Source organism: Luteipulveratus flavus, from assembly GCF_029439465.1.
Classification (GTDB): Bacteria; Actinomycetota; Actinomycetes; order Actinomycetales; family Dermatophilaceae; genus Luteipulveratus; species Luteipulveratus flavus.
On the sequence record NZ_JAROAV010000052.1, the window covers coordinates 48,280 to 60,385 of the forward strand.

A 12,106-nucleotide genomic window follows, 5' to 3' on the forward strand; every position below is an offset into this window, starting at 1 on the left:
CATGGACATCAGCATCCACACGACCTTCCTCCCTCAGGACGACCCCGACGCGGCGCTCGCCTTCTACCGCGACACGCTCGGCTTCGAGCTGCGCAACGACGTCGGCCACAACGGCATGCGCTGGCTGACCGTCGGTCCGCCGCAGCAGCCGGCCGTCAACATCGTCCTGCACCCGCCGGCAGCCGACCCCGGCGTGACCGAGGACGAACGGCGCACCATCACCGAGATGATGGCCAAGGGCACGTACGCCAGCATCATGCTGGCCACCCAGGACCTCGACGCGACGTTCGAGCAGCTGCAGGCGCGCGACGTCGACATCGTCCAGGAGCCCATCGAGCAGGACTGGGGCACGCGTGACTGTGCCGTCCGCGACCCCGCCGGCAACATGGTCCGGATCCAGGAGGTGCGCTGAGATGGCCGGCGCACCGAACACCATCTGAAGCAACGGAGAGACGATGACCAAGGCCTCGGTGCAGACCACGCCGGCCGGTGAGCACACCGCGGACAGCCACGACCTGATCCGGGTGCAGGGCGCTCGAGAGAACAACCTCAAGGACGTCAGCCTCGAGCTGCCGAAGCGTCGGCTGACGGTCTTCACCGGGGTCTCGGGCTCGGGCAAGAGCTCGCTGGTGTTCGCCACCATCGCCGCGGAGTCGCAGCGGATGATCAACGAGACGTACAGCGCGTTCGTCCAGGGGTTCATGCCGACGCTGGCCCGGCCCGAGGTCGACCACCTGGAGGGCCTCACCACCGCGATCATCGTCGACCAGGAGCGGATGGGCGCGAACCCGCGCTCGACCGTCGGCACCACGACGGACGCCAACGCGATGCTGCGCATCCTGTTCAGCCGGCTCGGCGACCCGCACGTCGGACCGCCGACCGCGTACTCGTTCAACGTGCCGACCCGCCGGGCCAGCGGTGTCATGTCGACCGACAAGGGCAGCCACGTCGAGAAGAAGGCGGTCAAGGACGCCGTCTACCTGGGCGGGATGTGCCCGCGTTGCGAGGGCATGGGCCACGTGAGCGACATCGACCTGACCGCGCTGTACGACGACTCCAAGTCCTTGCGCGACGGCGCGCTGACGGTGCCCGGCTACTCGATGGACGGCTGGTACGGCCGGTTGTTCGAGGGCATGGGGCTGCCGATGGACAAGCCGATAGCAATGTTCACCAAGAAGCAGCTCGACACGATGCTGTACGCCGATCCGACCAAGATCAAGGTCGAGGGCGTCAACCTGACCTTCGAGGGCATCATCCCCAAGATCCAGAAGTCGATGCTGTCCAAGGACCCCGAGGCGATGCAGCCGCACGTCCGCCGGTTCGTCGAGCGCGCCGTGACCTTCCAGACGTGCCCTGAGTGCGACGGGACGCGGCTCACCCCGGAGGCCCGCTCGTCGAAGATCGACGGCAAGAGCATCGCGGACCTGTGCGCCATGCAGATCAGCGACCTGGCCGACTGGGTTCGCGAGCTCAAGGAACCGTCCGTCGCGCCGCTGCGCAAGGGTCTGCAGCACCTGCTCGACTCCTTCACCGAGATCGGCCTGGGCTACCTCTCGCTCGACCGTCCGGCCGGCACGCTGTCCGGTGGAGAAGCCCAGCGCACCAAGATGATCCGGCACCTCGGGTCCTCGCTCACGGACGTCACGTACGTGTTCGACGAACCGACGATCGGGCTGCACCCGCATGACATCCAGCGGATGAACGACCTGCTCGTGCGGCTGCGCGACAAGGGCAACACCGTCCTGGTGGTCGAGCACAAGCCGGAGACGATCGCGATCGCCGACCACGTCGTCGACCTCGGGCCGGGCGCCGGCTCTGGCGGGGGCGAGATCGTGTTCGAGGGCAGCGTCCAGGCGCTGCGGGGCAGCGCGACGCTGACCGGACGCCACCTGGACGACCGCGCCTCGCTCAAGGACGAGGTCCGCGCGTCCACCGACGCCCTGGAGATCCGCGGCGCGAGCAGCCACAACCTGCGGGACGTCGACGTCGACGTCCCGCTCGGCGTCCTCGTGGCGGTCACCGGGGTCGCAGGCTCCGGCAAGAGCTCCCTGATCCACGGTTCCCTCGACGGACGCGACGGGGTCGTCGTGATCGACCAGGGCGCGATCAAGGGGTCGCGCCGGAGCAATCCCGCGACGTACACCGGGCTGCTGGAGCCGATCCGCAAGGCGTTCGCCAAGGCCAACGGCGTGAAGCCGGCACTGTTCAGCTCCAACTCCGAGGGTGCCTGCCCGACCTGCAACGGCGCCGGCGTGATCTTCACCGAGCTCGGCGTGATGGCGACCGTGGAGTCGCCGTGCGAGGACTGCGAGGGCCGACGTTTCCAGGCCGCGGTGCTGGAGTACGAGCTGGGCGGCAAGAACATCGCCGAGGTCCTAGCCATGTCGATGGGGGAGGCCGCGACATTCTTCGGCGACGGAGAGACGCGCATCCCGGCCGCGCACAAGATCCTGGAACGGCTCGTCGACGTCGGGCTCGGCTATCTCGCGCTCGGGCAGCCGCTCACCACGCTCTCCGGAGGCGAGCGCCAGCGCCTGAAGCTCGCCACGCACATGGGGGAGAAGGGTGGCATCTACGTGCTGGACGAGCCGACCACCGGCCTGCACCTCGCCGACGTCGAGCAGCTGCTCGGGCTGCTGGACCGGCTGGTCGACTCCGGCAAGTCGGTCATCGTCATCGAGCATCACCAGGCGGTGATGGCCCACGCGGACTGGATCATCGACCTCGGGCCCGGTGCCGGCCACGACGGTGGCACAGTCGTGTTCGAGGGCACGCCGGCCGACCTCGTCGCGGACGGCTCGACCCTGACCGGCAAGCACCTGGCGGAGTACGTGAGCTGAGAGGTCTCGGTGAGTGAGCATGACGGTGGCGGAGACGAACTGGGCCGGTAACCACGTCTACCGGGCGCAGCGGGTCGCCCGGCCGCGGACGGTCGACGAGCTGCGCGCGCTCGTCGTCGGCGCGTCCGCGGTCCGCCCGCTCGGGAGTCGTCACTCCTTCAACGCGCTCGCCGACACCGACGACCTGCTACTCAGCACCGTCGCCCTGCCCGAGCTCGTCCGTGTCGACCCCGATGCCCGGACGGTGACCGTGGGCGGTGGGATGCGCTACGGCGCGGTCGCCGACCAGCTGCACCGGGCGGGCTGGGCGCTGCCCAACCTCGCGTCCCTGCCCCACATCTCGGTCGCCGGTGCCGTTGCGACCGGGACCCACGGCTCCGGGGACCGCAACGGCTCACTGGCCACGGCGGTGAGCGGGCTGCGGATCATGACGGCAGCGGGGGAGGAGGTCGAGCTCCGGCGCGGCGAGGAGGGTTTCGACGGCGCCGTCGTGTCGCTCGGAGCGCTTGGCGTGGTGACCGAGATGACGCTTGACGTCGTGCCGACGTTCGACGTGCACCAGCGGCTGTTCGGGCACGTGCCCTGGGACGTGGTGGTCGAGCGGTTCGACGAGGTCTCGGCGTCCGCGTACAGCGTGTCGCTGTTCACCACCTGGCACGAGGACACCATCGGTCTGGCCTGGCTCAAGGAGGTCGCCGACGGGGCGTTCGGCGAATCGTTCTTCGGCGCGGCGCCGCTGACCGAGCAGCGCCACATGCTCGCCGACCAGGACCCTCGGCACACCACAGTGCAGCTCGGCGTGGCGGGTCCGTGGCACGAGCGGCTGCCGCACTTCCGCCCTGAGTTCACTCCCTCCAGCGGCGCGGAGATCCAGTCCGAGTACCTCGTCCCACGAGCGCACGCACGCGAGGCGATCCTGGCGATGCGCGACCTCGGGCCGCGGCTGGCCGGAGTCCTGCAGGTGGGTGAGATCCGTACGGTCGCCGCGGACGAGCTGTGGCTGTCCTCGGCGTACGGCACGGACGTCGTCGGCTTCCATCTGACCTGGCGGCCGGACCAGGCAGCGGTCGCGGCGGTACTGCCGGCGATCGAGGGTGAGCTCTTCCCGCTGGGCGCCCGACCTCACTGGGGCAAGGTGTACGTCGACCGGGACCGGCTCGTACCCGGCATGTACCCGCGGCTCGAGGAGTTCGGTTCTCTCGCGGCGCGGTTCGACCCGCGAGGTGTCTTCCGGAACGCGATGCTGCGCGGGTTGCTCGAAGGCTGACTCAGAGGGTGGTGAGCGCCGAGACGGACGCCGCGATCGTGACGGTGTTGAAGACGAAGGCGATCACCGCGTTGATGCTCACCGTGCGACGCATCTCGCGGGAGGTCACGTTGACGTCGGTGGTGCCGAACGTGGCCATGACCGACACCGCGAAGTAGACGTAGTCGGACCACTCCGGGCGGCTGTCGCCCGGGAAGTCGAGCCCTTTCTCGTTCTCCAGCAGGTTGTCGGCGTGGAAGGTGACCGCGTACGAGACGACCACGCTGATCCAGGCCACCGCAATGAGGGCGACGCCGATCATCGCTCGCGCCGGTCCCGCCAGGTCCGTGCCGTGGCCCGGCAACCAGACCAAAGAGACCGCGAAGGCCACCGCCGCGATGAAGATCGAGACTCCCGGTCCGGGTGCCGTACCGAGCACGTACCGCTGCAGCACGGTGCCACGGCTCTCGCGCTCGGCCCAGCTCCGGATGCGCGCCGGCGAGGTCGAGGCGAACGCCACGGCCGTGACGACCAGGTAGGTCATCAGGTAGGCGAGCAGCACCAGCACGGCTCCGTCGACAGCCGACAGCGTGTGCGGTCGTAGCAACCTCAGCGGCGCTGCTACGGCGACACCGACACCGGCGGCCAGCAGGGAACGACGCCGTTCGGACAGCCAGTAGTGACCGTGCCTCACCTGCTTCGCCTTTCGCCGGCCGGACGAGGTCGGATCGAGCCTAGAACGCGAGCACGAGTGGGTGCGCGAGCTGTGATTCGAGCGGTACCGGCCGCAGATTATGTCAACCTGGCCGGCCGGTCGATGAGGAGGCGTCCTGTGGCCAATGGCGGGTCGACGACGCGCCGTCCCACCGGTCACATCTCGTGGCGCGACAGCGTTGACGCCGGCGCACGGTGTCCGAGCGGGACACAGATCGCACGGACCGGGTCAGCGTCCAGTGGAGCGCGTGCGACCTGCGGACGGCGCATCTGGTCGGGCCGGTGGATCACCGCCTCATTGCGGGTGCCAGCCCACGATCAGAAAGAGCCGATAATCGACATTATGTCAACTTAGCGAAGCCAGGGCGTGCGCTGGGCCCTCCCCGGCCGCCGGCAGCACGCCGCTGTCTGTCATCGTCCCGGTTGTCCGCTCAGGGGTCGCAGGACGAACATCAGGATGCCGAGGTAGGCGTTCATCACGGCCTGCTTGTGCGGATAGCGCTCGGCGGCTTCGGCAGACATCTGCGGCTCGACCGTCGTCTCGATCCACAGCCCGGCTGCGCTGAACGTGTTCAGCAGGTCCGACATCGTGTACGGCCGCTTGGTGAGCGTCACCTGCTCGTCCCAGTTGCGGTGCCGGTAGACGAACGACTCCGTGGCGAAGTACTCCTCCCCCAGCGACGTCCCGTTCTGCTCCGATCGTTCGACCGCGTACCGGATGGGCTGGGTCCGGGTGAGCAGGATGAAGCCGTCGTCGGTCAGCAGGTCGCGTGCGGTCCGCAGCGCCTGGACCGGATCTGCGGCGTACCCGAACGACTGCAGGAAGAGGATCCGGTCGAACGGCCGGCCGGCGAGCCCCGCGACCGATGCCAGATCGGACAGGTCGCCCTGGATGAGCTCCACGCCGGGCGGCGGCGCGACGAAGTTCGCGCTGATGTCCACGCCGACCGAGGCGGCGGCTCCTTCGCCGGCCAGCTGAGCGATCTTGGCCCCGTTGCCGCAGCCGGCGTCCAGGACGGCGAGTCCCGTGACGTCACCGAGGAGGGCGCGCTGCGCCGGCCACTCGACGAGTCGGTCCAGCGAGTCCTCGCGGGCGCGTGCCTGCTCGAAGCCGGCTGAGAGCGTCTGCCACGGCCGGCTCGAATCGCTTCCTACCGCGCCGGCGCCCTCGGCACCGGAGTCCTTCGTGACCATGAGCGCATGATGCCGGATCACCGATCCCTCTGCGGCGCGCGGTGGGAGGATCACCAGCGGCACGTGCGATGGAGGTCACCATGTCGAGCTACCCGCAGATGATGCACACCGCGCTGGACACGACGGATGCCCGCACCCTGGCCGAGTTCTACCGGGAGCTGCTCGGTCTGCAGTACCGACCGGGCGATGAACCTCGGGCCGATGGCGAACCCGACGACGACGCGGACTGGCTCGTACTCATCGACGGTGACGGCAACCGGAAGCTCGCGTTCCAGGAGGTCGACAGCCTTTCCCGATCGACCTGGCCCTCGCCCGAGGTGCCAATGCAGCTGCACGTCGACTACCGGGTGCCCGACCGCGATGCGCTGGAGAACCACCGCCGACGGGCGGAGTCGCTCGGTGCTCACGTGCTGCTGGACCGCACCGACGAGGAGGGCGAGCCCCTGTACGTCCTCGCCGACCCTGCGGGCCACCCCTTCTGCCTGCTCGTCGGCTGATGCAGTCATCCAGCGAACATCGAGGTTCGGGGGCGCTGGGTCTGCTGTGGACAGTCATCGCACAGATCAGAGGCTGAGCTTCATCCGCGGGGCTCTCGTCAGCGCAAATCCCGCCTTCTCGTACAGCCGCCTGCCCTCCGGAGTGGCGCTCAGGTCCACCCGGTCGGCCTCGATGCGGCGAGCCCACGCGATCACGTCGTCCACCAGCAGCGTCCCGTACCCGTGCCCCCGATGACCTGGCCGTGTCACGACGTTCGCGAGCCGTACCGTCCGGCCGCGCGGACAGTACGGGTTCGGTACGCCGAGCTCGAGGGTGCCGATCGCCGTCGCGACGACTACGCCGCCGACCTCGACCACAGGAAGCCGCGCGGTGGCGCCGTCATCGACGGTGCTGGCGAACCACGCCCGTGCGCTCACTCTCCACGGTTCCTCCCCGGTCTCGTCCTCGAACAGCGACCCCCACAGGTCCAGCAGCACGGGGAGGTCGGCGAGGTCGGCGACGCGGAGGCGATGGACGGGCAGGAGACTCACGCCGACCATGCTGGCACCGCGCCGCTGCTGCGCACCGACCGGTGGGTGGCAGCGGCCCGGACGTGCGCCTAAGTCGCGGGGTTCCTGCTCCTACTCTTGATCGGTGCAGTGCGACTACTTCGATGCCGGCCGGTGCCGCTCCTGCGCGCTGATGGGCGTTCCCTACGCCGAGCAGCTCGCGCAGAAGCAGGCCACCGTCGCAGCGCTGCTGGCCGGCGACATCCCCGCGCAGGCCTGGGACGAGGCGTTCCACGGCCCGGAGTCGGCATTCCGTAACAAGGCCAAGCTCGTGGTCGGCGGCCGTCGGGGCGAGCCGACGCTCGGCATCCTGGACGCGGCGGGAGCGGGAGTCGACCTGCGGTACTGCGGACTGCACGAGCCCGGGCTGGCCGAGTCGATCCCAGTTCTCGCCGACCTCGTCGCTCGCATCGGCCTCACGCCGTACGACGTGCCTCGCCGTACCGGCGAGCTGAAGAACGTCCTGATCACGCACTCACCCGACGGCGAGCTGATGATCCGGTTCGTGCTCCGGTCGCCCGGTCAGCTGCCCCGTCTGGAACGGGCTGTGCCCGAGATCCGCGCCGCACTCCCCCAGGCTCGCGTCGTCACCGCCAACCTGCTGCCCGAGCACAAGGCGGTCGTGGAGGGCGAGGAGGAGCGGGTGCTGACCGAGCACGACACGCTGCCCATGCGGGTCAACGACGTCACCCTCCATCTGCGGCCACGCAGCTTCTTCCAGACCAACACCGCGGTCGCGGCCGGGCTCTACCGGCAGGCGGCGCAGTGGGCCGAGTCGGTCGCGCCGGCATCCGTGGTCGACCTGTACTGCGGGGTCGGCGGGTTCGGGCTGCACCTGGCTGCGCCGGGTCGGACCGTGCACGGCGTCGAGGTCTCGGCCGATGCCGTCGAGAGCGCCTGGCGAAGCGCCGCCGAGCTGGCCGGCAACCGGCGGATCGGCAGGGTCACGTTCGCCGCGGGCGACGCGACCGCGTACGGGCTTGATGGCCGGCCCGACCTGCTGGTGGTGAACCCGCCCCGCCGCGGCATCGGACCGCTGGCACCCGTCCTGGAGGGCTCGGGCATCCAGCACCTGCTCTACTCCAGCTGCAACGCCACGAGCCTGGCCCGCGACCTGGCGGCGATGCCGTCGTACGTCGTCCGGCGCGCCCGCCTGTTCGACATGTTCCCGCAGACGGCCCACCACGAGGTCGTCACGCTGCTCGAACGGCAAACTTCATAATGTCGATTAACGGCGAATTATGTTGCAGCACAACGTGATTCGGCATCGACGCTAGCACGGTGCCGCTCCCCCGTCGATGCCTCGGTCGCTCACCGGGCCACGGCCCGCCGATCCGGGGCCCTGTTGCATGTCGGCGGACGATGCGAACATGTGTTCGTGTCCATCAAGGCCCGCTCCGAGGCGTCCATCCTGCATGCGGACCTGGACTCCTTCTACGCCTCGGTGGAGCAGCGGGACGACCCGTCGCTGCGCGGTCGGCCGGTGCTGGTGGGCGGTGGCATCGTGACCGCCGCGAGCTACGAGGCGAAGGCCCGAGGCGTACGGACGCCCATGAGCGAGCGGCGCGCGCGCCTGCTGTGCCCGGACGCCGTGACGGTGCGCCCGCGGATGGAGGCCTACTCCGAGGCCAGCAAGGCGGTCTTTGCACTCTTCCGTGACACCACGCCGGTGGTCGAGGGGCTGTCGATCGACGAGGCCTTCCTCGACGTCGGCGGCCTGCGACGCCTCGGGGGCTCGCCCGAGGCCATCGGTCGCAGGCTGCGCGCGCGGATCCGCGACGAGGTCGGCCTGCCCATCACCGTCGGCGTCGCGACCACCAAGTTCCTTGCGAAGGTCGCGAGCGCAGTGGCGAAGCCGGACGGTCTGCTCGTCGTCCCCGCGGGGCGCGAGCTGGAGTTCCTGCACCCGCTGCCGGTGGAGCGGCTCTGGGGCGTCGGGCCGGTGACGGCCGAGGCCCTGCACCAGCGCGGCATCGCCACGGTCGGTCAGATCGCCGCGCTCACCGAAGGCGACCTCACCGACACCGTGGGCCTGGCGTCGGGGCGGCACCTGCACGCGCTGGCGCTGGCGCGGGACCCGCGGCCGGTGGAGACCGGCCGGCGCCGGCGGTCCATCGGCTCCCAGCGGGCCATGGGCCGCGGAGCGAAGACCCACGCCGACCTGGAGCGCATCCTGGTGGGCATCGCCGACCGTCTTGGTAAGCGTCTGCGCGCCGCGAGCCGGTTGTCCAGGACGGTCGTGCTGCGGCTGCGGTTCGACGACTTCGCCCGCGTGACCCGGTCGCACACGCTGGACGCCCCGACGATGCTGACCGAGACGATCCTGGGCGCTGCACGCGAGCTGCTGGCCGACGCCATGCCGCTCATCGACGAGCGCGGGTGCACGCTGGTCGGCCTGACGCTGACGAACCTGCTGGACGACGACCCGCTGCAGCTGACGCTGCCGTTCGAACGCGAGGAGCGGGGCTCGTTGGACGCGACCATCGACCAGCTGCGCGACCGGTTCGGTACGGCGATCGTCACGCGTGCCGTCCTGCTCGGGCACGACCAGGGCGACCCGGTGCCGTTGCTGCAGGACTGAGCGGCAGACTGGGCGAGCGGCATCCGGCGCCGCACGCGACAGGAGGAGGCGGCCCATCGTGGATCAGGTGCTCACGCATCCGGAGGGCGTCCTGATCGAGCCCGAACGGCCCTGCGGCACGGGGGTTCTGGTCCTCGCCGGCTCCAGTGGCCGGGTGGACGAGGGGCGAGCCCGGCTGCTCGCAGCCCACGGGGCGACGGCTGTCTCGATCCGGTGGTTCGGCGGGGCCGGCCAGTCCCCGGGTCCGTACGACGTGCCGCTGGAGACCTTCACCGAGACGCTGGACGTGCTCGCGGGCCGGTGCGACCGCCTGGCGATGATCGGCACTTCTTTCGGCGCCGAGGCGACGTTGCTGACCGCCGTCCGCGACCCGAGGCTCTCGGCCGTGGTGGCGTTCGCGCCCAGCCCGGTCGCCTGGGCCGGCATCCGAGAGGACGGCAGCGAGACGTCGCACTGGACCTGGCGGGGTGAGCCCCTCCCCTACGTACCGTTCGTGACGCCGTCCAGGCCGGCCGGTGATCCCCCGGCGTTCCGGCGTACGTACGCCGAGAGTCTCGCCGCGGCTCCGGCGGAGGTCGTCGCGGCGGCCACGATCCCGGTCGAGGACATCGACGCCGAGACCGTCCTGGTCACCGGCGGGGACGACCGGGTGTGGCCCGCCGACCAGTGGGCGCCGCAGATCGCGGCGCGGCGTACGGCCGCGGGTCGGCCCACGGCGGTGGTGTCGTCGCCGGCCGCCGGGCACCGCACCGTCCTGCCCGGTGAGGCGTTCGTCTCCGCCGGCGCCTCGATCGCGCGCGTTCTCGGCCTCCGCCAGGAGGGTGCCGGTCCCGACGCTCGCGCCGAGCAGGTCTGAGCCCGCCGGCGCGGTCCACCAGGACGGGACGTGCCACCACGACGACGAGAGAGGGCCCGCTGCCACGGGGACGACGGGCCACTCCCTCTGCTCGAGTCGAACCCGTGGCATCTCAGATGCTGAAGACGGACCCGGTGGTGGTCATGACCATGCACGGGTTGGCGAAGGTGCGGCGGTAGTCGACGACCGTGCTCCCCCAGTAACCCGTCATCCGGACCGTCGTCGGCTCCTGCGCCTGCGGGTTGCACCGGATCCACGGGACGGACACGTTCAGCGCCGCCGGGTTGCCGTCGACCGCGGCGAGCTCGGCACACGCCTCCGCAGGGCGGTGGTGGCGGCCGGCGGGCGGGTCGCACCGCAGCGAACCGTAGGTCGAGTGCCCATCAGAGCCGATGATCTGGATGTGCAGCCGGACGTAGTCCGGGGTGGACGTCGTCGAGGCGCCGGCCGAGCCGGCGAACGCGGACACTCCTGCAGTGGCGAGGACGGCCGCCGTGGCCGCGAGACGGTGGATCTTCGACATGTCGTGATCTCTTTCGGGTGATTGAAAGTGCGAGCGGAAAAGGGTGTTCAATGTGGAATTTGCCAATGGCCGATGAATTCCCGAGAGGGGCGCGCCGGTCATCGAGAAATGATCGGCGCGCCCCGGAGGATCTTGCTCAGACGGCGAAGACCGAACCGGTCTCCTGCATCACGTCGCACGAGTTCATGAACGTGCGCTTGAAGTCCACCAGGGTGCTTCCCCAGTAACCCGTCATCCGGACGGTGACCGGCTCGATCGGCAGGCGGTCGCAGGGGTAGAAGGGGATGATGAGGTTGTGAAGGGCGCCCGGGTCGCCGTTCACGGTGGCGAGCTGGCGGCAGGCAGTGGTCGGGTCTGCGTGGCTGCCACCCGCCGGGTTGCAGCGCAGCGAGCCGTACGTGGCGTGACCGGTGGAGTCGGTCACCTGCAGGTTCAGCCGGACGTAGTCGGGCGTCGAGGTGGTGGACGCCGACGCGGCGCCGGGGGCCGCGATGAGGCCGGTGACGGCGAGCGCGAGAGCGGCGAAGAGGTTCATGAGCTTGGACATGTGAGGTGGTTTCCTTCAGGTCGGGTCGGATCTGCGAAGGGGCCGCCGGGGCGCCGGTGGACGCGCGGCGGGAGAGGGTGGTCGAAGCCGGTCACCTCGTGTGGGACGCGGCGACCACCAGGTCGAGGTGTCGGCGTCAGATCGCGAAGACGGGACCGGTCGCGGCCCACATGTTGCAGGCGTTGCCGAACGTCTTGGTGTAGCTGACCATCCGGTCGCCCCAGTAGCCGGTCATCCGAGCGGTGACGGGGCGGTAGTCCCTCGTGCACATGACCTCCGGGTGGACGAACAGGTGCTGCGGCTCACCGTTGACCTTGATGAGCTCGGAGCAGGCGGCCGCCGGGTCCTTGTGGAAGCCACCCGCGGGGTTGCAGCGCAGCGAGCCGTAGGTCGAGTGACCAGCGGCGTCGGTCACCTGGAGGTTGAGGCGGACGTAGGTGGGAACGACGTCGGCGTGCGCGGTGGTGGGCGCGACGACGGCAGGCGCGGCGGCGATCGCAGCGGCGGCCAGGACGGTGTGAAGCTTCTTCATGGTGTGCTTCCTTCGAATGGCATGGCG

Annotated in this window: 13 protein-coding genes; 7 read left to right on the forward strand and 6 right to left on the reverse strand. The window is 70.1% G+C overall.

From position 1 onward, the window contains the following. Position 1: 1 nt before the first annotated feature. The 3 genes from P4R38_RS18390 to P4R38_RS18400 are packed head-to-tail and all read left to right on the forward strand — an operon-like array spanning position 2 to position 4,107. A complete protein-coding gene (locus P4R38_RS18390) occupies positions 2-412 on the forward strand; it encodes a VOC family protein (protein ID WP_275240147.1) in 411 nt (136 codons plus the stop codon). Between the two features lie 43 nt (positions 413-455). Beyond that, on the forward strand, positions 456-2,840 hold the full coding sequence (locus P4R38_RS18395; RefSeq protein ID WP_277193431.1) for an excinuclease ABC subunit UvrA: 2,385 nt from the start codon (positions 456-458) through the stop codon (positions 2,838-2,840). 25 nt (positions 2,841-2,865) lie between these two features. Continuing rightward, the gene (locus P4R38_RS18400; RefSeq protein WP_457609450.1) at positions 2,866-4,107 is read left to right on the forward strand and encodes an FAD-binding protein; all 1,242 of its coding nucleotides are present in this window, start codon (positions 2,866-2,868) and stop codon (positions 4,105-4,107) included. Position 4,108: 1 nt separating this feature from the next. On the opposite strand, the gene P4R38_RS18405 is transcribed toward P4R38_RS18400, so the two are convergent. After that, on the reverse strand, positions 4,109-4,780 hold the full coding sequence (locus P4R38_RS18405) for a DUF1345 domain-containing protein (RefSeq protein ID WP_277193432.1): 672 nt from the start codon (positions 4,778-4,780) through the stop codon (positions 4,109-4,111). A 431-nt stretch (positions 4,781-5,211) separates the two neighbouring features. Next, positions 5,212-5,994 carry a class I SAM-dependent methyltransferase gene (locus P4R38_RS18410; protein WP_277193433.1) on the reverse strand — a complete coding sequence of 261 codons (783 nt, stop codon included), beginning with the start codon at positions 5,992-5,994 and terminating at the stop codon, positions 5,212-5,214. A gap of 80 nt (positions 5,995-6,074) precedes the next feature. On the opposite strand from P4R38_RS18410, the gene P4R38_RS18415 reads away from it, so the two are divergent. Beyond that, positions 6,075-6,491 (forward strand): VOC family protein, encoded by a 417-nt coding sequence (locus tag P4R38_RS18415; protein ID WP_277193434.1) that lies wholly within the window; start codon positions 6,075-6,077, stop codon positions 6,489-6,491. Between the two features lie 66 nt (positions 6,492-6,557). On the opposite strand, the gene P4R38_RS18420 is transcribed toward P4R38_RS18415, so the two are convergent. Further along, positions 6,558-7,022 carry a GNAT family N-acetyltransferase gene (locus P4R38_RS18420; RefSeq protein WP_275240138.1) on the reverse strand — a complete coding sequence of 155 codons (465 nt, stop codon included), beginning with the start codon at positions 7,020-7,022 and terminating at the stop codon, positions 6,558-6,560. 103 nt (positions 7,023-7,125) lie between these two features. On the opposite strand from P4R38_RS18420, the gene P4R38_RS18425 reads away from it, so the two are divergent. The 3 genes from P4R38_RS18425 (at position 7,126) to P4R38_RS18435 (ending at position 10,477) form a co-directional block, all read left to right on the forward strand. Continuing rightward, positions 7,126-8,262, forward strand: a complete 1,137-nt coding sequence (locus tag P4R38_RS18425; RefSeq protein ID WP_275240136.1) for a methyltransferase domain-containing protein — start codon at positions 7,126-7,128, stop codon at positions 8,260-8,262. 156 nt (positions 8,263-8,418) lie between these two features. Next, on the forward strand, positions 8,419-9,621 hold the full coding sequence (gene dinB / locus P4R38_RS18430) for a DNA polymerase IV (RefSeq protein ID WP_277193435.1): 1,203 nt from the start codon (positions 8,419-8,421) through the stop codon (positions 9,619-9,621). 58 nt (positions 9,622-9,679) lie between these two features. Beyond that, positions 9,680-10,477, forward strand: a complete 798-nt coding sequence (locus P4R38_RS18435; RefSeq protein ID WP_277193436.1) for an acyl-CoA thioester hydrolase/BAAT C-terminal domain-containing protein — start codon at positions 9,680-9,682, stop codon at positions 10,475-10,477. Positions 10,478-10,589: 112 nt separating this feature from the next. Here the strand turns inward: P4R38_RS18435 and P4R38_RS18440 are convergent, their stop codons facing one another. The 3 genes from P4R38_RS18440 to P4R38_RS18450 all read right to left on the reverse strand — a co-directional run bounded on the left by P4R38_RS18440 (position 10,590) and on the right by P4R38_RS18450 (position 12,079). Continuing rightward, positions 10,590-11,000 carry an SSI family serine proteinase inhibitor gene (locus tag P4R38_RS18440; protein WP_277193437.1) on the reverse strand — a complete coding sequence of 137 codons (411 nt, stop codon included), beginning with the start codon at positions 10,998-11,000 and terminating at the stop codon, positions 10,590-10,592. 136 nt (positions 11,001-11,136) lie between these two features. Beyond that, positions 11,137-11,547, reverse strand: a complete 411-nt coding sequence (locus P4R38_RS18445) for an SSI family serine proteinase inhibitor (RefSeq protein ID WP_277193438.1) — start codon at positions 11,545-11,547, stop codon at positions 11,137-11,139. Between the two features lie 136 nt (positions 11,548-11,683). Next, positions 11,684-12,079, reverse strand: coding sequence for an SSI family serine proteinase inhibitor (locus P4R38_RS18450; protein ID WP_275240130.1), 396 nt, complete (start codon positions 12,077-12,079; stop codon positions 11,684-11,686). Positions 12,080-12,106: the final 27 nt, after the last annotated feature.

Excerpts from the sequence above, each read along its gene's own strand:
- P4R38_RS18450 (WP_275240130.1), bottom strand. The coding sequence starts at position 12,079 with ATGAAGAAGCTTCACACCGTCCTGGCCGCCGCTGCGATCGCCGCCGCG.
- P4R38_RS18390 (WP_275240147.1), top strand. The coding sequence starts at position 2 with ATGGACATCAGCATCCACACGACCTTCCTCCCTCAGGACGACCCCGAC.
- P4R38_RS18415 (WP_277193434.1), top strand. The coding sequence starts at position 6,075 with ATGTCGAGCTACCCGCAGATGATGCACACCGCGCTGGACACGACGGAT.
- P4R38_RS18395 (WP_277193431.1), top strand. The coding sequence starts at position 456 with ATGACCAAGGCCTCGGTGCAGACCACGCCGGCCGGTGAGCACACCGCG.
- P4R38_RS18445 (WP_277193438.1), bottom strand. The coding sequence starts at position 11,547 with ATGTCCAAGCTCATGAACCTCTTCGCCGCTCTCGCGCTCGCCGTCACC.
- P4R38_RS18440 (WP_277193437.1), bottom strand. The coding sequence starts at position 11,000 with ATGTCGAAGATCCACCGTCTCGCGGCCACGGCGGCCGTCCTCGCCACT.
- P4R38_RS18410 (WP_277193433.1), bottom strand. The coding sequence starts at position 5,994 with ATGGTCACGAAGGACTCCGGTGCCGAGGGCGCCGGCGCGGTAGGAAGC.